The organism is Pseudomonas sp. Z1-12 (assembly GCF_051132015.1).
In the GTDB taxonomy this organism is placed as follows: domain Bacteria; phylum Pseudomonadota; class Gammaproteobacteria; order Pseudomonadales; family Pseudomonadaceae; genus Aquipseudomonas; species Aquipseudomonas zanjanensis.
This window is the reverse complement of the sequence record NZ_CP071647.1, coordinates 2,298,484-2,320,459: the sequence shown is the minus strand read 5'-3', so window position 1 is coordinate 2,320,459 and position 21,976 is coordinate 2,298,484. Positions and strand designations below refer to the sequence as shown.

Here is a 21,976-nt window from a genome sequence, read left to right as displayed (position 1 = left end):
GCGCCGGCCAGATAGAGGCTGATGAGCGACCGACCATGAGCGATAGAATCCCCGTCCAGTTGATACAGACGTTCGAACCTGCGCCAACCAAGATCAAGGCCAGGACCACCGACGCCCTGATCCACACCCGCAGCTTCACCGGCTTGTTCCGCACCTTGCGCATCAGCGGTGCGGGGGTTCTGTTCCTGCTGTTCTTCGGCACGGTGTGGTTGAACTGGGGCGGCCGCCAGGCGGTGCTCTGGGACCTTTCCGAAAGCAAATTCCATATCTTCGGCGCGACCTTCTGGCCCCAGGATTTCATCCTGCTCTCGGCCCTGTTGATCATCGCTGCCTTCGGCCTGTTCGCGATCACCGTGTTTGCCGGTCGCGTGTGGTGCGGCTACACCTGCCCACAGAGTTCCTGGACCTGGCTGTTCATGTGGTGCGAGAAAATCACCGAAGGCGAACGCAACCGGCGGATCAAACTGCAAGCGGCGCCGTGGGGCCTGAACAAACTGTTGCGCCGCAGCGCCAAGCACACCTTGTGGCTGACCATCAGCCTGCTCACCGGCCTGACGTTCGTGGGCTACTTCACGCCGATCCGCCCCTTGGCCGAGGAACTGCTGACCCTGCAAATGGCTGGCGTGAGCTTGTTCTGGGTGCTGTTCTTTACCGTCGCCACCTACCTCAACGCCGGTTGGCTGCGTGAGGCGGTGTGCATGCACATGTGCCCTTATGCACGCTTTCAGAGCGTGATGTTCGACAAGGACACCTTGACTATTTCCTACGACACGGCCCGCGGCGAAATCCGCGGCCCGCGCAAACGCGAGGTGAATCCGGCCAATATTGGCCTGGGCGATTGCATCGACTGCCAGATGTGCGTGCAGGTCTGCCCCACCGGCATCGACATCCGCGACGGCTTGCAGATGGAATGCATTGGCTGCGCGGCCTGCATCGATGCCTGCGACTCGATCATGGATAAGATGGGTTACGCCCGTGGCCTGATCAAATACACCTCCGAACATCAATTGCAGGGGGGCAAGACTCATCTGCTGCGCCCGCGACTGATCGGCTATACCGCCGTGCTCCTGGTGATGATCGGCGCGCTGGCCGTGGCGCTGGTGCAACGGCCCATGGTGTCGCTGGACGTCAGCAAGGACCGCGGCCTGTTCCGGGAAAACAGCGCCGGCCAGATCGAGAATATCTACAGCCTGAAAATCATCAACAAGACCCAGCAGCGCCAGGCCTATCAGCTGTCCCTGGTGGACGGCGACGGCTTCGTCCTGCAGGGCAAGACCCGGTTGAGCCTGGCCCCGGGGGAAATCGTCGATGTGCCGGTGTCAGTGGCGATGCTCAGCGAACGGCCCGGCAAAGGTTCCCTGGAAATGACCTTCAAGGTCGCCGACAGTGACGAGCCGGGCATCTACAGCGTGGCCAAGAGCCGTTTTGTCGCACCGATGAATCGGTGAAGCTTTAAGATGCAGGGTAACTGTGGGAGCGAGCTTGCTCCGGGCGGCGTTCCGACGATAGCAGTGGGTCAGTTTGCATCAATGTTGGATATGCCACCGCGATCGCGAGCAAGCTCGCTCCCACAGTCAAGTTCACAAATGTCACTGGGCCCCACCATGAAACGCTACGAGAAATTCGCCGACGACATCGCTGAACTGATCCGCTCGGGCATGCTGGGGCCGGGCCAGCGCGTGCCGTCGGTGCGCTACGCCAGCCAGACCTACGGCGTCAGCCCGTCCACGGTGTTCCAGGCCTATTACCTGTTGGAGCGACGCGGCATGATCCGGGCCCGGCCGCGCTCCGGCTACTTCGTCAACACCCATGCACCGAGCCCGTTTTCCGAGCCGGCGATCAGTAGCCAGGTGCACGAGTCCACCGAAGTCGACGTCAGCGAGCTGGTGTTTTCAGTCCTGGATTCGATCAAGGACCCGAACACCGTACCGTTCGGCTCGGCATTCCCCAGCCCGACGCTGTTCCCGTTGCAACGGCTGTCCCGCTCGCTGTCCAGTGCAACACGGGACATGGACCCGCGGGTGGTGGTCACGGACATGTCACCGGGCAATCCGCAACTGCGTCGCCAGATCGCCCTGCGCTACATGGTTGGCGGGCTGATGCTGCCCATGGAAGAACTGCTGGTCACCAACGGTGCCCTGGAAGCCTTGAACCTGTGCCTGCAAGCCGTGACCGAGCCCGGCGACCTGGTGGCGATCGAAGCGCCGGCATTTTATGCCAGCCTGCAAGTACTGGAACGGCTCAAGCTCAAGGCGGTGGAGATTCCGGTCCACCCGCGCGACGGCATCGACCTGGAGGTGCTGGAGCAGACGCTGGAGCGTCACCCGATCAAGGCCTGCTGGTGCATGACCAGCTTTCAGAACCCCATGGGCGCGACCATGCCCGAGGAACGGAAACAGGCGCTGGTGGCGTTGCTGCGTCGCCATCAGGTGCCGCTGATCGAGGACGACGTCTACGCCGAACTCTATTATGGCCAGCAGGCGCCCAAGCCCGCCAAGGCGTTCGACACTGAAGGATGGGTGATGCATTGCGGTTCGTTCGCCAAGAGCCTGGCCCCGGGTTATCGCATCGGCTGGGTCGCCGCCGGGCGCTACGCGCAGAAGATCGAACGACTCAAGCTCATGACCTCGCTGTGCGCCTCGATGCCGGCCCAGGCCGCCATCGCCGACTACCTGCAACACGGTGGCTACGACCGTCACCTGCGCAAGCTGCGCTACGCCCTGGAAGAACAGCAAAACGCGATGCTCGCCGCCATCGCCCGCTATTTCCCGGCCCAGACCCGGGTCAGCCAGCCGGCGGGCGGCTACTTCCTGTGGCTGGAGCTGCCCGAGCAGATGGATTCGCTGAAACTGTTCCAGATGGCCCTGGCCCAAGGCATCAGCATCGCCCCGGGCCCGATCTTTTCACCGACCCGGCGCTTCAGGAATTGCATCCGCTTGAACTATGGCAGCCCGTGGACCGAAGCCTCGGAAAAGGCCATGGAGACGTTGGGGCGGATTATTCGGTCGTTTTGAGATTGAGGTGCCTGTCAGGCCGCCATCGCGAGCAAGCTCGCTCCCACATTGGGTCTGCTGTGTCCAAGATATCTGGCTCACCACCTATCAAACCGTGGGAGCGAGCTTGCTCGCGATGAGGCCGGAACAGACACCAGGACTCAGCGCCCGCCCCCCAAATCCACAAACGTCCCGGTCGCATACGAAGCCTTGTCCGACAGCAGCCAGATAATCGCCTCGGCCACTTCATCCGGACGCCCGCCCCGGGCCATGGGAATCGCCGATTCCAGCTTGCTGACCCGATCCGGGTCGCCGCTCAGGGCGTGGAAATCGGTGTAGATATAGCCGGGACGCACCGCGTTGACGCGAATGCCTTCGCCGGCCACTTCCTTGGACAGGCCGACGGTGAAGGTGTCCAGCGCGCCCTTGGAGGCCGCGTAGTCGACGTATTCTCCCGGCGAGCCCAGGCGGGCGGCCACCGACGAGACGTTGACGATGCTGCCGCCCTGCCCGCCATGTTTGGGCGACATGCGCAGCACCGCGTGCTTGGCGCACAGGATCGGCCCCAGCACGTTGGTCTTCAGTATCTTGAGGATGCGGAATTCGGACATTTCATCGAGTCGGGACTTATGGGCAACCGTACCGGCGTTATTCACCAGGGCGGTGACACGTCCCAGTTCGGCATCCACCCGATTGAAGAGGCCGATGACTTCATCTTCAATGCTCACGTCGGCCCGCACGGCAATTGCCTGTGCGCCCTTGGCCCGAACCTGTTCGAGCACCTCTTGCGCGGCACTTTCGTCAGACTGGTAATTGATGCAGATCCGATAGCCCGCTTCGGCAGCCAACAGCGCCGTGGCCGCCCCGATTCCGCGGCCGCCACCGGTGATGACGATGACTTTATCCACGCTTGCTTCTCCCCTTCCACGGATAAACGTGCGGCCCAAGAATAGCGTTCACGTCACGCTTTGCACATACCGCTGCGTCTACCGGGCCAGGGCGCGCAGATCCAGGCGTCCTTCCAACAGCGGCGGGCACCAGTAATAGCCGCCGGTGATCGGGCGGCTCATGCGATACAGACCGTCGGTAATGCCATCTTCCAGGCCGCTCATGCGCCGCAATTGCGCCTCGAAGGCGTCAAGGGAGAAACCGAACGCCAGGAACATCAGCCCGGCACGGTCGCCTTCGATCCAAGGCATGGAACGACGGACCACGAAGGCCTCCGGGGCGAAGCTCTCCTGGGCGGTGCGCTTGACGTGGGCCGATTCCGGCGCGTCGTCGATTTCTTCGTTGTCGCTCAGGCGCCGGCCCATGATGTTGTCGCGCTCATGGGGCTGCATCGCCGCGAAACCGTCCAGGTCGTGCTGCCACTGCTGGATCGCGGCGAAACTGCCTCCGCGCAGCCCATCGGCACCCGGGGCCAGGGCGGCGGCGACGGCCGCTTCGTCGTGGGGGTTTTCGGTGCCGTCTTCATAGCCGGTCAAGTCGTGGCCGGTCATGTGGCGGAAGGTTTCGTTCATCTGCACCAGGCGCAGTGCCGGGGCCAGCGCCGCTTCGATGGCGCGACTGCGGTGCATCAGCTCGCCGCGGTCTTCACCGTGCAACCAGCACCACAGGGCATGCTGGGTCGAGGGGTTGTCCACGCCGACGCCGGCCAACGCCGGAAAAGCCCGCAGGCCATCGACCTGGGCGCCCAACGCCTGGACCAACGATTCGCCGAAGCCAACCACGGCCCGGCCATCGAGCAGCAACAGGAGTTTGTCTAGCGCAGCCGGCAGTGCCTCGACCGATTCCAAGGCAAAAAACAAATGACGGGCCTGAGGCGGAACAGGGGTGGCGAGAATGCCGGGCTGGTAATAACTCATGTGAACTCCTTTAGAAAGAGCGCAAGTTTACCCGGCAGCCGCCGCTTTGTGTGGTTTGGCTTGAGGTCCGGTCACGCGGGCAACCGGGCCGTTTGTGGGAAGGTTCCCCCCGCTCTATCGGAAGACTCAGAAACATGCCTCTGCCTTGATAGCCCCGGATTGCCGGGCAGCCAGAAACGCCCTAGATTGTCCCCCCTCCAGGAAGGCCAACGAGAGCGCTGCACCATGCACATTGCCAGATCGATACTCGCCGGGACTTTTCTCCTGGCCTGCGGGACGTCCACAGGCTTTGCCCAGAACCCCATTGAAGACACGGTCAATGCCGTCATCCAGCCACTGATGAAACAACAGGACATCGCCGGTATGGCTGTGGCGATCACCTACAACGGCCAGCGCCATTATTTCAACTACGGCGTGGCCGCCAAGGACACGAAAAAGCCGGTCTCCGACCAGACCCTTTTCGAAATCGGCTCGGTCAGCAAGACCTTCACCGCCACCCTCGGCGCCTATGCCCAGGCCCAGGGCAAATTGTCCCTGACGGATCCGGCCAGTCGCTTTGCCCCCGAGCTGCGCGGCAGCGCCTTGGAGGGCAGCCGCCTGCTCGATCTCGTTACCTACACCGCTGGCGGCCTGCCCTTGCAGTTTCCCGACGAGGCGGATCATCCGGACCGGATGTTCAGTTATTACAAGACCTGGAAGCCGCTCTACCCGGCCGGCACCCAGCGACTTTATTCAAACCCGAGCATCGGCCTGTTCGGTTATCTGGCGGCCCGCAGCCTGGGGCAACCTTTTGACGACGTGATGGAGCGCACGCTGATGCCGGGGTTGGGCCTCAAGCAAAGCTATGTCCGGGTCCCGCAGGATCAGATGGACCGGTACGCCCAAGGCTATGCAAAGGACGGCAAGCCCGTGCGGGTCGGCCCTGGCGCCCTGGACGCCGAGGCTTATGGGGTGAAAACCAGCTCGTCGGACCTGCTTCGTTTCATCGAGGCCAACCTGCGACCTGAAAAACTGGACGCGGATCTGAAGCAGGCCATCGCCACGACCCATACCGGTTTCTACAGCGTTGGCGGGATGAACCAGGGACTGGGCTGGGAGTTCTACCCCGCGCCGTTCAGCTTGGATGACCTGCTCGCCGGCAACACACCGCAGATGGCCCTGACGCCTCAAAAAGTCGAACCTTTGAACCCACCCCTTCCAGCGCCGGACGGCGCCTGGATCAACAAGACCGGCTCCACCAACGGTTTTGGCGCGTATGCGGCGTTCGTGCCTGGCAAGGACATGGGCATCGTCATGCTTGCCAACAAGAACTACCCGATCGAGGAACGGGTGAAGGCGGCGCATCGGATCCTGATGGCGTTGGAACACCGATAACTCATGACGCCTCGGGGTGATGAGTTTCTCTGTGGCGAGGGAGCTTGCTCCCGCTGGGTCGCGCAGCGGCCCCAAACCAGTCATTCGATAATCCATTGAAAAAAAGCAGAGGGCTGCTGCGCAGCCCAGCGGGAGCAAGCTCCCTCGCCACAAAAGCGGCCTCGGCGTTACTGGAGATCAATCTTCCAAAGGCTTCGGCGCCGCCGCCGGCTTGGCGGCCTTGCCAGGCTTGGTGCCTTTCGCATCCTTGGCCGGTGCAGGCTCGGGTGCGGGAGGGGGCGCTGGTGGCGTTGCTTCCTTTTCCGCGGCGGGGAGTTTATCGACGGTGTCGAAGAGATCCTTCAATTCAATCGCGCCGGAATGCTCGAGTTTCTTTTCCCCGTCCTTGCCCACCAGGATGATCTTGGTCTGGGCACCGGCGCCCAGCTTGAGGGAGCGAATCAGTGCCATGGTGCTTTGCGGGTCCAGGTCCTTGCCATCGCGCTGGCCGATGGTATTGAGCACGGTGTAGAGCACCATGTTGCGCTCGGAAAAACCCTGCTTGCCCGCCGGTTCATCCAAGGCCTTTTTCAGGCTGACCCAGGCCGGGTCGACCGTGCTGGGCGCAATGACGATCAGGGAACGCGACTTGCCGACTTCCGCCACCAGAGGGGAGTCGCCATCGGCAGCGAACAGAGGGCCGGCGATGGCCAGCAAGGTAGCGAAGGTCAACGACCGAATGAGCATGCGCCTCTCCTTTTGATAGTTACGCTGTACTGATTGCACAGGGCGGCGATTGTTCCGCGAGCGTCGCCCGATACTGCGCCTGCCTGCCTTGAAGCTTAGGCGAGCACGTTCATTGCGCAACCGCCCTGCACAGCGTTCAAAGGCCAAACGGGAACGTATCCTCCTCGTGCTCCAGGACCTGCGGCGCCGGCAATGGCGTAACGGCTTCGCTCTGTTCGAACCAGAGCCAGGCGTCGAACTGTTCCGCCAGCACCGCTTCGAAATAATGACTCTGACGCTCGGTTTCAGGGCGGTAGATCACACCAATCGCGCGTTCGAGCAGCGGTTCGGACAGCGCGTCCAGGAGCGCCTCGTCAGGATGGGTGCGCCATTGCGTCAACGAGGCATGAACACCGGCCTGGAGGAATTGGTGCTCCCAACTGCCGGGCAGCGCTGGCCGCACCTGTTTGATCTTCATCGGCGCATCCCAGTCGTCCGCCGCCGCGACACTGCCACGGTCGGTGCCCATGCCCAGCAACACCGCGCTGCGGCCATAAGCCATGCGGCATAGCTGGCCAATATTGAACTCCCCTTCCCAGCCCATGCGTGTCGCGGCGGCATTGCCGATGTGGGAGTTATGCGCCCAGACCAACGCCTTCGCATCAGTGCCCCGATGCTCCAACAAGGTTTGCAGGGTGTCGAACATGTGCCGGTCCCGCAGGTTCCACGATGACTTGCCGCCGCGGTACATGGCTCGGTAGTACTGTTCGGCGGCGCGCACGACCCGGGCGTTCTGGGTGGCGCTGAAGAAGGCCTCATCATCATTGATCATCGGATCCAGGCGTTTGGCCAACAAGCTGTTGAGCTGCTCGACCACGGCGTCTTCACACGTCGCCAGGTTGCCGCGCTCGGTGAAATGACCATACAGCGCCGGGTCATCGTGCCACGGCGTGAGGCAGCCATAACGATGACGGGCATCACGGGCCATGTCCGGATGGCTGGTATCCAGGTAGTTCAACACCTCATCGATGGAGTGACGCAGGCTGTAGACGTCCAAGCCGCGAAACTCCACCCTTTGCCCCATGGGCTGCTCCAGATTGTAATCGCGCAACCAACGGACGAAGCCCTGGACTTCGCAGTTGCGCCACATCCAGGTCGGGAATCGGGCGAATGCCTGCTGCTTCCACGCCGACGGCCCCAAGTCGCGTACACAGCGGTCGATTTGCCCGGCATCGGGCCAGTCCGCTTCGACGGCCACGATATTGAAACCGTGGTGCTCTATCAGGTGTCGGGTAATGGCGGCACGGGTCCGATAGAACTCATGGGTGCCGTGGCTGGCCTCGCCAATCAACACGACCTTGGCATCAGCGAAGCGATCGAACATCTCACCAAAGGCCGGGCTGTCCTCGGCAGGCAATGGCTCGGCGTGGTGACGCAGGATATCGGCAATGTCGGTGCGAGGCTCGGCGCCACGCCGGCGTAGTCGTTGCAGCAGATCTCTGGCTGGGCTGTTCATGGGTCTTGGCCTCATCAGTACCTGGTTTACAGGTATGACTGTGGCTATGGCCCCATGACTCCGATCAAATCAGAACGCGAGTTTGAAGCCGATCATCGCCAGCATCACCGCCAGGCAAGGCCGTAGGACCTCATCGGAGATGCGTCCCGACAAATGGCTGCCCAGGTAGATTCCCGGCAACGAACCGATCAGCAGGAAACCCAGGATCTGCCAATCCATGTTACCCATGCTCGCATGGCCCAGGCCAGCCACCAGGGTCAGCGGCACGGCGTGGGCAATCTCGGTGCCCACCAGGCGCTTGGTGACCAGGAACGGATAAAGAATGAACAGCGCCACAGTGCCCAGGGCGCCAGCACCGATGGAGGTCAAGGCGACCATCGTGCCCAGCACGAGGCCGGTGATGACGGTCAGCACATTGAGTCGTGAACCGGAGGGGTTGTAATGACCGCCAGCACGATCATGGGCGAATTGCAGCAGGCGCTTCTTGAACAGGATCGCCAGGGCGGTGGCGAACAACACAAAGCCCAAGGCTTGTTTGATCACCGCGTTCATCGCGTCGGGCGAGCTGTGCAGGCTGCTGAGAAACCACAGCGTCAAGCCGACCGCCGGCACGCTGCCCAGGGTCAACCAGCCGGTGATTGCCCAATCGATATTGCGGTTTTTTGCGTGAACCAGGACACCGCCAGACTTGGTAATGGCCGCGTACAGCAGGTCGGTGCCCACCGCTGTCGCGGGGTTGATACCAAACCACAACAGGATCGGGGTCATCAGTGAACCACCGCCAACGCCGGTCATTCCAACAATGAAGCCGACCACCAGGCCCGCAACGACTAAACCGACATTACCGAAATCCATTGAACCCGTCTCGACACGACCGCGTGAAAAATCTGGCCGCGAGCATAGCGATTTTTCTTATAACCCCCTATATCGATGTGATCTATCTTTATTCCTTTTTCTCAACTCACTGGACCGGCAGGAAGTTGAGGAACAGCAGGCTCTGGGCGTAATTCAAGCCGATGCGCCGGTAACGCTCATCGAGCATCTGGGTCAGCAGGTCCAATCGGGCGACGATTTTGCCAAACTCCACGGCGAAACTCAGGTTGCTGCCCTCCTCCGAAATCTCATTGGAAAACAGCAACGGCGTGCCGTCCTTGTTCTGCCGCTGACTGAGCAGCCAAGTGGCTTTTTCGATGTTGCGCGCCGCGTTGCTGACAAAACGCGGGTCGATGGTATCGGTCATGTAGAACTCGAGGCGATTGCCGTGAGCGGTGACCAGCATGCTGCCGATGGCATAGATGAACGCCCCGACCCGATCACCGAGAAATTCCGGGCTCATGGCATAGCTCAGGGCGGCCAGGTCCTTCTTGCCCCCCAACGTCGGCAAGGGTTGTTGCTGCTCGATGGCCATGCGCACCTGTTTTTCCGCGGTGCGGGCGTCGAGAAAGCCGGACTTGCGCAGTTCCTCGGGGTTGCGCAGGTACAGCTTGCTCATCAGCAGGTAAAGGCTTTGCAAATTGTCGTGCATCGACAACGTCGCCATGCGGTCGACGCTGGTCTGCAAGAACTCCTGAGGCCTGGCTTCGCTGAACTGCGTGACCATGTCCTGCCCCTGCTGATGGCTGCAGCCGCCGCTGAACAGCATCGACACACCAACCAATCCGGCCATGCAGGCGTGGCGCAACCTCGTCACAGAAGAAAAAACACCGGCCATCGAGTCTCAATCTAGGCATGGGGAAGCGATGGGGGTCGCCGCTTCCAGGCCAAGGATAGAGCTGTAAAAACCGCAAAAGTGCGACGCCAGAGGTGAAAGCGTTCGCTTGGGCAAGCCTCGTTTCGCTCAATTAGTCTTACTTTTTAATTGATAAATCCCTATTTATAGCTATAAATCCCTTTCCTACCCGCAAATAGAAAGACTACTGAACAGAAAAACCTTCATCGTTGTCCGACCAAGTAACGGACTCTACCGCGTTAAAACAACAACAAAACAACAGGAAGGAAGGTCACACCATGCTTGAATCCAGACATCTGCTCACGGCCCTCGGAGTCTCTCTGATGATTGCCACCTCCTCCCAGGCCGCCGGCCTGACCAATGAACGCGTTGCCTTCGGCAAGACCGACGACGGCACCGCGGTTGAGAAATTCGTCCTGCGCAACAGCCACGGCATCGAGGCGACCGTCATCACCTATGGCGGGATCCTCCAGTCGCTGATCGTGCCGGACAAAAACGGCATGACTACTGATGTCGTGCTCGGCTTCGACGATGTGCAGGGCTACCAGAAGAACGGCAGCGTGTATTTCGGCGCGACCATCGGCCGCTTTGGCAATCGCCTGGCCGGTGGGGCGTTCGAGCTGGATGGCAAGCGTTATCAGGTGCCGCAGAACGACAAGGACAATTCCTTACACGGTGGGCCACAAGGGTTCGATAAACGTGTTTGGAAAGCCGAACCGAGCAATGACAAGGATTCGGTGGGCGTGACCCTGACGTACCTGTCCGCGGACGGCGAAATGGGCTTTCCCGGCAACCTGAAGACGGATGTCACCTACAGCCTCAACGACAAGAACGAGCTGCGCATCGACTACAAGGCCACCACCGACAAGCCGACCGTGTTGAACCTGACCAACCACAGTTATTTCAACCTGGCGGGTGCAGGCAACGGTGACATTCTCAAACAAGTCGCGACCCTGCACGCGGCCCGTTACACCCCGGTCACCGGCAAACTCATCCCCACCGGCGAGCTAGCCCCCGTGGCCGGCACACCGATGGATTTCACCAAGCCCACCGCCATCGGCACGCACATCAAGGCTGATCACCCACAACTCAAGTTCGCCGAACCGAAACAGGGCGGTTTCGATTTCAACTGGGTGCTGGATGCCAAGGGCGATGTGGACAAACTGGCCGCCGAGGTGCATGACCCGCAGTCCGGACGACTCCTGCAGCTCTACACCAGCGAGCCTGGCGTGCAGTTCTACACCAGCAACTTCCTCGACGGCACCGTCAAGGGCAAGCAGGGCAAGGTGTATCCACATTGGGGCGCGTTCACCCTGGAAACCCAGCATTACCCCGACTCGCCAAATCAGCAGGACTTCCCTTCGACGCGGCTTGATCCGGGCCAGACCTACACCCAGACGATGGTGTTGAAGTTCTCCACGAAATAGAAAAGCTGCGCAACACCCGTAGGAGCTGTCGAGCGAAGCGAGGCTGCGATCTCTCTCCCCAGACAATTGAGTCTGGAGCGAAAAATCAAAAGATCGCAGGCTTCGCCAGCTCCTACTATCCTGCTGTCCATTGGATGATGGATCAGCACAACAGGAGAGAGCCATGAGGACGCTGGAATTGACGGATGTGTCCGTACCGGTCATTGGCCAGGGCACCTGGCGCATGGGTGAAGAACCGTCCCATCACAAAAAAGAAGTGGCCGCCCTGCGGTTAGGGATCGAACTGGGCATGACCCTGATCGACACTGCAGAGATGTATGCCGAAGGCGGCGCCGAAACCGTCGTCGGCGAAGCGATTACCGGCCTGCGCGACCAGGTGTTCCTGGTGAGCAAGGTCTATCCCCACAACGCCAGCCGCAAAGGCATTCCCCTGGCCTGCGAACGCAGCTTGCGCCGGCTCGACACCGATTACATTGATCTTTACCTGTTGCACTGGCGCGGCCAGTACCCCTTGGAAGAAACCGTCGAAGCGTTCGAGCGTCTGCGCGAAGAAGGCAAGATCGGCCGTTGGGGGGTGTCTAACCTTGACGTCGATGACCTTGAGGAGCTGGCGTCTCCGGCCTGCGCCACCAATCAAGTGCTGTACAACCTGCAGGAACGCGGCATCGAATTCGACCTGCTGCCTTGGTGCCAGCAACGACGCATGCCGATCATGGCTTACTGCCCGGTCGGCCAGGGCGGGCACTTGCTCAAGGATCACACCCTGGGGCAAATTGCCGAGCGCCATCGCGCAACGTCGGCCCAGATAGCACTGGCCTGGTTGCTTCGCCAGGACAACGTGATTGCCATTCCCAAGGCTGTGAAGCCTGAGCATGTGCGCCTGAATGCCGAAGCGGCCGACATCCGGCTCGAGCCCCAGGACCTGGCCGCCCTCGACCTGATCTTTCCCCAACCCCAGGGCAAGCAGCGGTTGGCGATGGTCTGACCCTCGCGCCAGAAGCTTTTGTGGCGAGGGAGCTTGCTCCCGCTGGGTCGCGTAGCGGCCCCATTATCCTTGCGATCGCTGCGCAATCGAGCGGGAGCAAGCTCCCTCGCCACAAAAGCAGTCCGGCGCCTCGCAAACGACAGCCGTTAGAACAACCCCATCTGCCCCCCCACCAACGTCGAAAAGTCATCGTCCACAAACGGCAGGATCGCATCCGCCACCGGCTGCAGCTGTTTGGTCACGTAGTGGTCGTAATCGATTGGCGCGCTGCGGGTTTCCAGCGGTTCGGGACCGGCGACAGTGATGACATAGCTGATCCAGCCGCCATTCTGGTATTGCCGCGGACGGCCCTGGCGCTGGTTGAACTCATCGGCCAGCCGCGCGGCCCGTACATGGGGCGGGACGTTGCGTTCATAGTCGTCCAGCGGTCGACGCAGGCGCTTGCGGTAGACCAGCCGCTCATCGAAGGCACCGGACAGGGTCTGCTGCACATAATCGCGCACATAGTCCTGGTAGGGCTTGCGGTGGAAGATCCGCCCGTACAACTCCTGCTGGAACTGCCGGGCCAGCGGCGACCAATCGGTCCGCACGGTTTCCAAACCCTTGTAGACGATTTCATCGCTGCCGTCGGCGCGGGTCACCAGCCCGGCGTAGCGTTTCTTGCTGCCCTCCTCGGCACCTCGGATGGTCGGCATCAGGAAGCGCTTGAAATGCGTTTCGAACTGCAGCTCCAGCGCGCTTTCCAGCCCGAACTCGGCACGCACCTGTTCACGCCACCATTGGTTGACGTGCGCCACCAGCTCGCGACCAATCTTGGCCGCCTCCTCCTGACCGTGGGCACGGCGCAGCCAGACGAAAGTGGAATCGGTATCGCCGTAGATCACCGAATGCCCCTGGGCTTCGATCAACTGGCGGGTGTGCTGCATGATCTGGTGGCCACGCAGGGTGATGGACGAAGCCAGGCGTGTGTCGAAGAAGCGACAGCCACTGGAGCCAAGCACGCCATAGAATGCGTTCATGATGATTTTCAACGCCTGGGACAGCGGCGCATTGTGTTCGCGCTTGGCGGTTTCCCGGCCTTCGGCGACCCGCGCGACGATGGCCGGCAGGCAGTGTCGAGTACGGGAGAAGCGCGCCCCGCGAAAGCCGGGTACCGACTCGTCGTCATCCGGGTGGCGCAGCCCTTCGATCAAGCCCACCGGGTCGATCAGGAAGGTGCGGATGATCGACGGATACAGGCTTTTGTAGTCCAGCACCAGCACCGACTCGTAGAGCCCCGGTCGAGAGTCCATGACAAACCCGCCCGGGCTGGCCTCGGGCGGGCGCTGGCCAAGATTGGGGGCAACGAAGCCCTGGCGGTGCATCAGCGGCATGTACAGGTGCGTGAAGGCCGCCACCGAACCACCGCTGCGGTCCGCTGGCAGGCCGGTGACGCTGGCCCGCTCCAAGAGGAACTTGAGCAGTTCGGTCTTGGCGAAGATCCGCGTCACCAGCTCGCAGTCCTTGAGGTTGTAGCGGGCCAGGGCCGGCTTGTCCTCGTCGAACATGCGATTGATCTCGTCCATGCGCTGGTACGGGTTGTCGATGGACTTGCCCTCCCCCAGCAGCGTCTGGGCAACATTTTCCAAGCTGAACGACGGAAAACTCCAAGTGGCCGAGCGCAGGGACTCGATGCCGTCGATGATCAGCCGACCGGCCGCCGAAGCGAAAAAGTGGTTGTTGCGCGCGCCGTGCTCGCGCCATTGCATTTCTTCGCCACCGCGCCCCAGGCGCAACGGCACCGCCAGCCGCCGGGCATGTTCATGCAACACCCGCAGGTCGAACTGCACCAGGTTCCAGCCAATGATCGCGTCGGGGTCAAAACGGGCGAACCAATCGTTGAGTTTTTTCAGCAGCAGCGTGCGCGATTCGCAATATTCCAGCTGGAAGTCCACGCCGGTCTCGTCGCCGTTAGGTGGCCCGAGCATGTAGACCTGGCGCTCGCCGCAGCCTTCCAGGGCAATGGAATACAACTCGCCCTGGGCGGTGGTTTCGATGTCCAGGGACACCAGGCGCAACGGTGGACGGTAATCGGGCGCCGGTTTCATCTGGGCATCCACCAGCAGGCCATCCGCGGCCGGGGTACCGCCGAACCAGACCGGGGCGGTGATGAAACGCTCCATCAGGTAGCGCTCCGGCGGCCGGATGTCCGCTTCGAACACCTCCACACCGGCGCGGCGCAAGGTGGTGTCCAGGCGCATCAGTTGGGCATGTTGCTGGCAATACAGGCCCAGAACCGGGCGATGCTCGAAATCCAGCAGGTCAAGGGGGCGCAGTTCTATGTCCTTCTCCCCTTGCAGCAAGGCTTCGAGCTGGCCGCGCTGGACCTGCGGCACAAAGGCCACCGACGTTTGCATGGGCAGGCGCACGCGCCGGGGACCGGCGTCGGTCGCCAGCCAGAACTCGACTTCGGTGCCGGCCGGGGTGTCGCGCCAATGCCGGGTCAGGACGAAGCCCTGCTGTAGATCCACCGCTGCAACCTCGAATTTTGCGTAGGCGATGATTCTACCTGTGGCGAGAGGACTTCACCTGAGCAACTGACACACCACCCACCTGCTTTTTGTGGCGAGGGAGCTTGCTCCCGCTGGGGTGCGAAGCAGCCCAAAACCGACCACCTCGGTATATCGGGCGAATGCCAACAACCAGGGGCTGCTTCGCAGCCCAGCGGGAGCAAGCTCCCTCGCCACAAAGGTGGATGACATCGCATCGAGGGAAATTCACCGGCAATGACGTTTTTGGACGATTGGCCGCCGCTTTACCGCTTGCTCTGCGCCGTTGGGTCTACGATGCTTTAACCACCTGCAAAAACAACACCCGAGGCTCCCCATGAAAACCGTCGCGCAGTTGCTCCGGATAAAAGACGAGAAGAACCAGCAAGTGCACACCATCTCACCGGACGACATGGTATTGCAGGCCCTGATGCGCATGGCCGAGAAGAACGTCGGTGCCTTGCTGGTGGTGAAGAACGATGAGGTGCTGGGGATCATCAGCGAGCGCGACTATGCGCGCAAAATGGTCCTGCACGGGCGCTCGTCGGTGGGCACGAAGGTCAGCGACATCATGGTCTCCCCGGTGATCACCATCGACCCGCACCAGAATGTCGAGACCTGCCTGAGCATCATGACCGAGAAGCACTTGCGACATTTGCCGGTGGTAGAAGACGGCAAACTCGTCGGGCTGCTGTCCATCGGTGACCTGGTCAAGGAAGCCATCGCCGAACAGGCCGACCTGATCCGACAACTGGAGCAATACATTCGCGGCGAATGATCCGTCGCAACGGGTTGCTCATTCTCAACACACTTCTATATTGAAGGGGTTGTTCCTGCGAGCATCCCGATGGCCGCCACCGACCGACTGATCATTTGTGAACATTGCGATGCGGTGTACGAGCCGGTTGTGCTCGCTCCGCACCAGAAAGCCGCGTGCGTGCGCTGTCACGCGGTGATCCAGCGCTACAACGGCCTGACCATCGAACAGCGCCTGGCCTTGAGCGTGACGGCTGCGGTGTTGTGGGCTTTCGCCAACATTTATCCGGTGATGAGCATCCGCCTCCAGGGCCTGAGCAACAGCGCGACATTGTGGGACTCCATCGTGGCGCTGAGCCAGGGCCCCATCACTTTCATCGCCCTGGTGACAGCGGTGGCAATCATCATTGCACCGGCCTTCCAACTGGCGCTGCTGCTCTGGGTCCTGGGCCATGCCTACCTCCAGCGGCGGGCGCCGGGGTTCGCCCTGTGCATGCGCAGCCTGGAAACCCTGCGGCCCTGGAGCATGCTGGAGGTGTGCCTGCTGGGCGCACTGGTGGCGGTGATCAAGCTCGCCGGCCTGCTGGACGTGCTGCCGGGCATCGGACTGTTCGCCCTCGCGGCCTTGAGCCTGTTGATGATCCGCATTGCCGGGCGTGATGTCCGCGACCTGTGGGACAGCCTATGAGCGGCCAGCCGCTGGACACCCCGCCCGAGGCCCGCGACCTGAACCTGTGCCTGTGCCACAGTTGCGGCCTGGCCTGCGACATGACCGACGAACCCGATACCTGCCCCCGTTGCGACGCCGCCCTGCACCGACGCAAACCCGATGCCATCACCCGCACCTGGGCCTACATGCTCGCCGCGCTGGTGTTCTACATCCCGGCCAACCTGCTTCCGGTCATGAACACCCAGATGCTCGGCGAAGGCGCCGACAGCACGATCATCAGCGGCGTCATCGAGTTCTGGCAAAGCGGCGCCTGGGACATCGCCCTGATCATCTTCATCGCCAGCATCGCGGTGCCCGGCATCAAGTTCGTCGTGTTGACCCTGCTGCTGGTGACCGCACAGCGGCGCAGCACCTGGGCCCAGGTCCAACGGGCGAAGCTGTACCGACTAGTGGAAGTCATCGGCTACTGGTCGATGCTCGACGTGCTGGTGGTGGCCCTGGTGGCGGCCCTGGTCAAGTTCCAGGCACTGAGCGATATCGAACCGCGACCGGGTATCCTGTTTTTCGGCCTCGTGGTGCTGTTCACCATGCTATCGGCCATGAGTTTCGACCCCCGGCTGATCTGGGACACCCAACCTTCCGAGGAGACCATGGATGAAGTCGCAAGTCACTGACGGGCAACAACCCGCACCCGGTCGGGCTCACGTCAGCACCCGTCGCTGGACGGTGTCGCTGGTGTGGATCGTGCCGATCATCGCGGTGCTGGTGGGCATTTCCCTGGTGGTCAACAACTGGCTGCAGGAAGGTCCGACCATCACCATCACCTTCAAGACCGGCCAGGGCCTGACCGCCAACAAGACCCAGGTGAAATACCGCAATGTGGTCATCGGCCAGGTCACCGACGTGCAATTGAGTGAAGACCAGAAGAACGTCACCGCCACCGTCAAGCTCGCCAAGACCGCCGACACCTTCACCCACGAAGACTCGGTGTTCTGGGTCGTACGGCCACGTATTGGTGCCGGTGGGATCTCGGGAATCGACACGCTGCTGTCCGGCGATTTCATCGGTGCCGACGCCGGCCAGTCGAAAGTGCGCGCCAAATCCTTCACCGGCCTGGAAGCCCCGCCGCCGATCACTTATGGCGAACCGGGCAAACGCTTCACCCTGCACTCCCAGGACCTCGGTTCGCTGGACATCGGCTCACCGGTGTACCTGCGCAAGATCCCGGTGGGCCAGGTCGTGTCCTATGCACTGGACGCCGAGGGCAAAGGCGTCAACATCGACGTGTTCGTCAACGCGCCCAACGACCGGTACGTCACCGAGAACACCCGGTTCTGGAACGTCAGCGGCGTGGACGTGAACGTCGGCGCCAACGGGTTCGCCGTCAAGACCGAGTCGCTCTCGGCCTTGCTGCTGGGCGGCATCGCGTTCAGGGCACCGGAATACAGTCCAAACGACACCATTGCCAGCGAAGACAAGACCTTCGAATTGTTTGCCGACCAGCAGAGCGCCCTCGCCCCACCCGACGGCAAGGGGCAATACCTGGCCCTGCGTTTTGACCAGGCACTGCGCGGGTTGCGAGTCGGGGCACCGGTGGAGTTCCTCGGCGTTGAAGTCGGCCGGGTGGTGGCCATCAACCTGGATTTCGATGAGAAACAACGCAGCTTTCCGGTCAACGTCGGCGTGGTGATCTACCCTCAGCGCCTGGGCAAGGCCCATGAAAAACTGCTCAAGTCGCTCAACCACGACCCGGAAGACGAAGCCGCCGGTGCCCGCCTGATCGGCAGCTTTGTCGAGCGCGGCCTGCGCGCCCAGGCCCGCAGCGGCAACCTGCTGACCGGGCAGTTGTACATCTCGCTGGACTTCTACCCCAAGGCCGAAAAAGTGGCCTTCGACCCCAGCGCCCGCCCCGTGCGTATTCCAACCCTCCCGGGCAGCCTGCAGCAATTGCAGGAACAACTGCAGACGATGGTCGAGCGGATCAACAAACTGCCATTGGAGAGCATCGCCGGCAACCTGGATGGCAACCTGGTGGAGTTGCGCAAAGGCCTGGCCCAGTTCAACAGCAAGACCCTGCCCGGCGTGCAAAGCACCTTGCAGGACGTCAGCAAGACCCTGCAATCGGCCAACTCGACCCTGGCCGAAGACTCGCCGCAGCGTGAACAACTGACCCAGACCTTGGACGACCTGGGCCGCATGTCGCGCTCGTTGCGCGAGCTGTCGGACTACCTGAGTCGCCATCCCGAATCGCTGCTTCGCGGTCGTCCCAAGGACGCACCGGCACAGAACCTGACCTTGCCGGTGAAAGAATGATCACAGGAGCCCGCCCCATGCCACTGACGCTGAAACTCTCCCTGGTTGCCGTGGCCCTGCTAATCGGCGCCTGTCGCAGCGATCCGATTCATTACCACACCCTGAGCCCGGTTCAGCCGGCAGGCCAGTCACGTTCTGGCATGGACATCCAGATCGAACAGGTGAGCGTTCCTCCCCAGGTGGATCGCACCCAGATGGTCATTCGCCAGGGCAGCAGCGGGTTGGCGATCCTCGAAACCGAATGGTGGGGCGCCAGCCTGGCGGATGAGCTGCACAGCAGCCTGGACGAACAACTGAGCAACCCTGGTGCGCCGAAATCATCGCTGCGGGTGGATGTGCAGCGCTTTGACTCGATCCCGGGCCGCTACGCCCGCATGGACGTGCAATGGCGGCTGCGCAGCCTGAGCGGCGATGTTCGCCCCCTCGTTTGTCGCAGCAGCCTGCAGACACCGTCGGGCGCCAGTATCGACGACCTGGTGACAGCCCATCAGCAGAACGTCCGGCAATTTGTCGACCTTGTCGAACAGGCGGCTGCGCGCAAGGCGTGTCCTTGATTCATTCAGGCCAATGCAGCGACAGTATCGGCGCCACGCGTGGATGGCGGTCGATGCGCTCCAACAATCCGTAGAATTGCGGGCGGGCGTTGAGCATCGCCTCCCGCGTATTTCTCCACTTGGTAATCACAGCCGCCAGGATATCCAGCGCCCCCGGCTCGGCACCGCCGAGAAACGGCTGGGCCGGGAATTGGTCGGCAAACAGCGCCCAGTTGCGGTAGAGCCGTTGCTGGGTACCCGATACCAAGCGCTGCCGAGTCTCTTCGTCCGCATCGTCCAGCCAGCGCTCCGGAAAATCGATGATGCCGATGGGGGTGTAGCAGTTGGCCGCGATGTAAACCAGGCCTCGTATGGCTTGCGCACGTTGGGCTGCGTCATCAGGGAGCAGCTTCGAGGCGGGAAAGGTCAGCCCGAGGTGAATCAGAATCGCCGATCCCTCGGTCAGCACCGAGCCATCCGGCAGTTGCAGCGTCGGAACCTGCTTCAGGGGGTTGAGGGCCTCGAGCTCTTTCGCTGCTTCACTTTCTTCCGTCGAATAGGCATCGACCCGCCGATAAGCCACATCACAAAGGTCCAGGGCTACCTCCACTGCCGACGAGCCGGATTGCCTGTGACCGAATAACTGATACATGAGCTTGCCTCCTGCCTGTGGGTTACCCGGTAGAACCTACAAATCTGGCAGTGTTCCACCCGAAGGACGACGCGCACGCCAGGGGACACCCTCATTAAATCAACCGACATCGAGCTATCACTGCCGTCGATGTTCACCATCATGCCAATGAAGTTCTCTTGATGATCGCCCGGGACAACAATGGCCCCACACAAACCACTGCATCCCCCGGAGCACACCATCATGAAACGCCAAGCCATCCTCAGCCTCGCTTTCTCCGTACTGGCCGCCAACGTATTCGCCGCCTCCTCGCAACCCGTCGTCGCCGAAGGCGGTTCTGATCGCCTGATCGAAAACCGCGTAGCTGAAGGTGGCTCTGATCGCCTGCTGGAACGCCGAGTTGCCGAAGGTGGCTCTGATCGCCTGCTGGAACGCCGCGTAGCCGAAGGTGGCTCCGACCGCCTGATCGAAAACCGCGTCGCTGAAGGTGGCTCTGATCGCCTGCTGGAACGCCGTGTAGCCGAAGGTGGCTCCGACCGCCTGATCGAAAACCGCGTCGCTGAAGGTGGCTCTGATCGTCTGCTGGAAAACCGCGTCGCCGAAGGTGGCTCTGACCGCCTGATCGAAAACCACGCATGAGTTGCTTGACCGTAATACCTGAAAACATCGCAAGTCATAGGCAACACACCCCGTGGCGAGGGAGCTTGCTCCCGCTCGGGCGCGCAGCGGCCGCAACGATCGACAAGCCGCTGCGTAGCCCGCCCGACACGCCAATCGAAACGACTCCCCCCTAAAAGCCCGGCCTCATCCACCGGGCTTTTTTTGCCCCGACATCTGCTAACGCCCCGACGCCCGCGCCATGCAGCGCTGATACCGCTCATCCACCCGCTTGGCAAACCATGCCGTGGTCAGCTTGCGCGTGATCTTCGGGCTCTTGAGCACGATCCCCGGCAATACCGCCCGCGGCAACGGCTTGCCCTCGGCGCGCTCAGCCAGTTCGAACACGCGCTTGTAGAGCTTGCTGTCCTCGAACGCCAGGCTGTCGCCCTGCTCCAACTGATCGCGAATGGTCGGGTTGCGCATCCCCAACGACTTGCCCAGCGTACGAACCGCCAGCTCCGTGCTACCCGGCATGATTGAGTCATGGGCAACCAGATCGCCATCCAGTGCCAGGGAAATGCCCGACGCCACGCTCACCGCATGCTGGAAAGCCGCGTTGCGACTGGCGTACCACCCGGCGTTGAAATCGGCGAAACGATACAACGGCTCGGTATAGCTCACCGGATAACCCAGCAAATGCGCGATACCGAAGTACATCCCGCCACGACGACTGAACACTTCGCGACGAATCGAACCATCCACCGTATAGGGGTAATCCCGCGCATTGGCTTGGGCAAACGCGATGCTGACCTGCATCGGGCCACCGGTGTGCACCGGATTGAAACCGCCGAACAGCGTCTTGCCCAGCGGCACCATGCCAATGAAATCATCGAAAATCCCGCTCAGCTCTTTCTCGCTACGCGCCGCATTGAGTCGATCGCTGTAGCTTTTGCCATTGGGCGAACGCACCTGGAGCGCGCCGCTGACCAACAGCTCCGGAATATGCACCTTCGCCGCACGGCGGTTGATCTCTTGACGAGCGATCTTGCCCAGCCCCGGCACTGGCGGGTCGGCCTGGAACGTCGACTCCTGTTCGGTCACCGCCAGGACCGCACAGATATTCTGCGTCGTGGACGGAATCTGCTGGGCCGCAAAGGCCACATAGATGTCAGTCGCCCAACCTTGGCGATCCGTCGTCTTGGCCGGCAACAACTGCACGATCTGCTTCTTGACCTCAGCAGGCTGGCGCTCGGGCTCCTGGGCCTGACGACTGCCGCAACCGGCCAGGGCCAGCAGCGCCGCGAGGCTGATCATCAATCGGTTGAATTGCATGGGGCTCCATCGGGTTTGT

20 protein-coding genes are annotated in these 21,976 nt (G+C 61.8%); 11 read left to right on the top strand and 9 right to left on the bottom strand.

Annotated elements, in window-relative coordinates:
* Positions 1–35 precede the first annotated feature (35 nt).
* Together ccoG and mapR are read left to right on the top strand one after the other, a co-directional pair.
* Entirely contained in the window at positions 36–1,448 is a 1,413-nt protein-coding gene (gene ccoG / locus J3P85_RS10340) for a cytochrome c oxidase accessory protein CcoG (RefSeq protein ID WP_434705712.1), read from the top strand.
* Between the two features lie 156 nt (positions 1,449–1,604).
* On the top strand, positions 1,605–3,014 hold the full coding sequence (gene mapR / locus J3P85_RS10335; RefSeq protein ID WP_434705711.1) for a GntR family transcriptional regulator MpaR: 1,410 nt from the start codon (positions 1,605–1,607) through the stop codon (positions 3,012–3,014).
* A 140-nt stretch (positions 3,015–3,154) separates the two neighbouring features.
* On the opposite strand, the gene J3P85_RS10330 is transcribed toward mapR, so the two are convergent.
* Positions 3,155–3,901 (bottom strand): SDR family oxidoreductase, encoded by a 747-nt coding sequence (locus tag J3P85_RS10330; RefSeq protein ID WP_186708540.1) that lies wholly within the window; start codon positions 3,899–3,901, stop codon positions 3,155–3,157.
* Between the two features lie 78 nt (positions 3,902–3,979).
* Positions 3,980–4,858, bottom strand: coding sequence for a Dyp-type peroxidase (locus J3P85_RS10325; RefSeq protein ID WP_434705709.1), 879 nt, complete (start codon positions 4,856–4,858; stop codon positions 3,980–3,982).
* Between the two features lie 225 nt (positions 4,859–5,083).
* Between J3P85_RS10325 and ampC the strand changes: the two genes are divergently transcribed.
* On the top strand, positions 5,084–6,232 hold the full coding sequence (ampC, locus tag J3P85_RS10320) for a class C beta-lactamase (protein WP_434705708.1): 1,149 nt from the start codon (positions 5,084–5,086) through the stop codon (positions 6,230–6,232).
* A 177-nt stretch (positions 6,233–6,409) separates the two neighbouring features.
* Here ampC and J3P85_RS10315 read toward each other — a convergent pair whose 3' ends face one another.
* From J3P85_RS10315 to J3P85_RS10300, 4 genes are all read right to left on the bottom strand, one after another.
* Complete coding sequence (locus J3P85_RS10315) at positions 6,410–6,958, bottom strand: DUF4174 domain-containing protein (RefSeq protein ID WP_434705707.1); 549 nt, start codon at positions 6,956–6,958, stop codon at positions 6,410–6,412.
* A gap of 136 nt (positions 6,959–7,094) precedes the next feature.
* Entirely contained in the window at positions 7,095–8,453 is a 1,359-nt protein-coding gene (locus J3P85_RS10310) for an erythromycin esterase family protein (RefSeq protein WP_434705706.1), read from the bottom strand.
* A gap of 69 nt (positions 8,454–8,522) precedes the next feature.
* A complete protein-coding gene (locus tag J3P85_RS10305) occupies positions 8,523–9,308 on the bottom strand; it encodes a sulfite exporter TauE/SafE family protein (RefSeq protein WP_434705705.1) in 786 nt (261 codons plus the stop codon).
* Positions 9,309–9,414: 106 nt separating this feature from the next.
* The gene (locus tag J3P85_RS10300; protein WP_250964640.1) at positions 9,415–10,119 is read right to left on the bottom strand and encodes a hypothetical protein; all 705 of its coding nucleotides are present in this window, start codon (positions 10,117–10,119) and stop codon (positions 9,415–9,417) included.
* Positions 10,120–10,460: 341 nt separating this feature from the next.
* Here J3P85_RS10300 and J3P85_RS10295 point away from each other — a divergent pair, with 341 nt between their 5' ends.
* Both J3P85_RS10295 and J3P85_RS10290 read left to right on the top strand, forming a co-directional pair.
* The gene (locus J3P85_RS10295; RefSeq protein ID WP_434705704.1) at positions 10,461–11,609 is read left to right on the top strand and encodes an aldose epimerase family protein; all 1,149 of its coding nucleotides are present in this window, start codon (positions 10,461–10,463) and stop codon (positions 11,607–11,609) included.
* Between the two features lie 163 nt (positions 11,610–11,772).
* A complete protein-coding gene (locus J3P85_RS10290; RefSeq protein ID WP_434705703.1) occupies positions 11,773–12,594 on the top strand; it encodes an aldo/keto reductase in 822 nt (273 codons plus the stop codon).
* Between the two features lie 146 nt (positions 12,595–12,740).
* Here J3P85_RS10290 and J3P85_RS10285 read toward each other — a convergent pair whose 3' ends face one another.
* The gene (locus J3P85_RS10285) at positions 12,741–15,104 is read right to left on the bottom strand and encodes a DNA polymerase II (protein WP_434705702.1); all 2,364 of its coding nucleotides are present in this window, start codon (positions 15,102–15,104) and stop codon (positions 12,741–12,743) included.
* Between the two features lie 355 nt (positions 15,105–15,459).
* Between J3P85_RS10285 and J3P85_RS10280 the strand changes: the two genes are divergently transcribed.
* The 5 genes from J3P85_RS10280 to J3P85_RS10260 all read left to right on the top strand — a co-directional run bounded on the left by J3P85_RS10280 (position 15,460) and on the right by J3P85_RS10260 (position 19,415).
* The gene (locus J3P85_RS10280; RefSeq protein ID WP_030138503.1) at positions 15,460–15,900 is read left to right on the top strand and encodes a CBS domain-containing protein; all 441 of its coding nucleotides are present in this window, start codon (positions 15,460–15,462) and stop codon (positions 15,898–15,900) included.
* A 69-nt stretch (positions 15,901–15,969) separates the two neighbouring features.
* Positions 15,970–16,566: a paraquat-inducible protein A gene (locus J3P85_RS10275; RefSeq protein WP_186708496.1), complete on the top strand. Its 597-nt coding sequence runs from the start codon at positions 15,970–15,972 to the stop codon at positions 16,564–16,566.
* Entirely contained in the window at positions 16,563–17,222 is a 660-nt protein-coding gene (locus J3P85_RS10270; RefSeq protein ID WP_434705701.1) for a paraquat-inducible protein A, read from the top strand. The genes J3P85_RS10275 and J3P85_RS10270 overlap by 4 nt, the downstream gene beginning before the upstream one ends.
* Complete coding sequence (locus tag J3P85_RS10265) at positions 17,203–18,861, top strand: intermembrane transport protein PqiB (protein WP_411385095.1); 1,659 nt, start codon at positions 17,203–17,205, stop codon at positions 18,859–18,861. Before J3P85_RS10270 ends, J3P85_RS10265 begins: the two co-directional genes overlap by 20 nt.
* A gap of 17 nt (positions 18,862–18,878) precedes the next feature.
* Positions 18,879–19,415, top strand: coding sequence for a PqiC family protein (locus J3P85_RS10260; RefSeq protein WP_434705700.1), 537 nt, complete (start codon positions 18,879–18,881; stop codon positions 19,413–19,415).
* Position 19,416: 1 nt separating this feature from the next.
* Here the strand turns inward: J3P85_RS10260 and J3P85_RS10255 are convergent, their stop codons facing one another.
* Positions 19,417–20,046, bottom strand: a complete 630-nt coding sequence (locus tag J3P85_RS10255; protein WP_434705699.1) for a glutathione S-transferase family protein — start codon at positions 20,044–20,046, stop codon at positions 19,417–19,419.
* A 222-nt stretch (positions 20,047–20,268) separates the two neighbouring features.
* Between J3P85_RS10255 and J3P85_RS10250 the strand changes: the two genes are divergently transcribed.
* Positions 20,269–20,664, top strand: a complete 396-nt coding sequence (locus J3P85_RS10250; protein WP_434705698.1) for a hypothetical protein — start codon at positions 20,269–20,271, stop codon at positions 20,662–20,664.
* 198 nt (positions 20,665–20,862) lie between these two features.
* On the opposite strand, the gene J3P85_RS10245 is transcribed toward J3P85_RS10250, so the two are convergent.
* Positions 20,863–21,957, bottom strand: coding sequence for a DUF1615 domain-containing protein (locus tag J3P85_RS10245; protein WP_434705697.1), 1,095 nt, complete (start codon positions 21,955–21,957; stop codon positions 20,863–20,865).
* Positions 21,958–21,976: the final 19 nt, after the last annotated feature.

Excerpts from the sequence above, each read along its gene's own strand:
- J3P85_RS10245 (WP_434705697.1), bottom strand. The coding sequence starts at position 21,957 with ATGCAATTCAACCGATTGATGATCAGCCTCGCGGCGCTGCTGGCCCTG.
- ccoG (WP_434705712.1), top strand. The coding sequence starts at position 36 with ATGAGCGATAGAATCCCCGTCCAGTTGATACAGACGTTCGAACCTGCG.
- J3P85_RS10260 (WP_434705700.1), top strand. The coding sequence starts at position 18,879 with ATGCCACTGACGCTGAAACTCTCCCTGGTTGCCGTGGCCCTGCTAATC.
- J3P85_RS10290 (WP_434705703.1), top strand. The coding sequence starts at position 11,773 with ATGAGGACGCTGGAATTGACGGATGTGTCCGTACCGGTCATTGGCCAG.
- J3P85_RS10325 (WP_434705709.1), bottom strand. The coding sequence starts at position 4,858 with ATGAGTTATTACCAGCCCGGCATTCTCGCCACCCCTGTTCCGCCTCAG.
- ampC (WP_434705708.1), top strand. The coding sequence starts at position 5,084 with ATGCACATTGCCAGATCGATACTCGCCGGGACTTTTCTCCTGGCCTGC.
- J3P85_RS10275 (WP_186708496.1), top strand. The coding sequence starts at position 15,970 with ATGGCCGCCACCGACCGACTGATCATTTGTGAACATTGCGATGCGGTG.
- J3P85_RS10280 (WP_030138503.1), top strand. The coding sequence starts at position 15,460 with ATGAAAACCGTCGCGCAGTTGCTCCGGATAAAAGACGAGAAGAACCAG.
- J3P85_RS10295 (WP_434705704.1), top strand. The coding sequence starts at position 10,461 with ATGCTTGAATCCAGACATCTGCTCACGGCCCTCGGAGTCTCTCTGATG.
- J3P85_RS10315 (WP_434705707.1), bottom strand. The coding sequence starts at position 6,958 with ATGCTCATTCGGTCGTTGACCTTCGCTACCTTGCTGGCCATCGCCGGC.
- J3P85_RS10310 (WP_434705706.1), bottom strand. The coding sequence starts at position 8,453 with ATGAACAGCCCAGCCAGAGATCTGCTGCAACGACTACGCCGGCGTGGC.
- mapR (WP_434705711.1), top strand. The coding sequence starts at position 1,605 with ATGAAACGCTACGAGAAATTCGCCGACGACATCGCTGAACTGATCCGC.
- J3P85_RS10250 (WP_434705698.1), top strand. The coding sequence starts at position 20,269 with ATGAAACGCCAAGCCATCCTCAGCCTCGCTTTCTCCGTACTGGCCGCC.
- J3P85_RS10300 (WP_250964640.1), bottom strand. The coding sequence starts at position 10,119 with ATGGCCGGATTGGTTGGTGTGTCGATGCTGTTCAGCGGCGGCTGCAGC.
- J3P85_RS10270 (WP_434705701.1), top strand. The coding sequence starts at position 16,563 with ATGAGCGGCCAGCCGCTGGACACCCCGCCCGAGGCCCGCGACCTGAAC.
- J3P85_RS10305 (WP_434705705.1), bottom strand. The coding sequence starts at position 9,308 with ATGGATTTCGGTAATGTCGGTTTAGTCGTTGCGGGCCTGGTGGTCGGC.
- J3P85_RS10265 (WP_411385095.1), top strand. The coding sequence starts at position 17,203 with ATGAAGTCGCAAGTCACTGACGGGCAACAACCCGCACCCGGTCGGGCT.
- J3P85_RS10255 (WP_434705699.1), bottom strand. The coding sequence starts at position 20,046 with ATGTATCAGTTATTCGGTCACAGGCAATCCGGCTCGTCGGCAGTGGAG.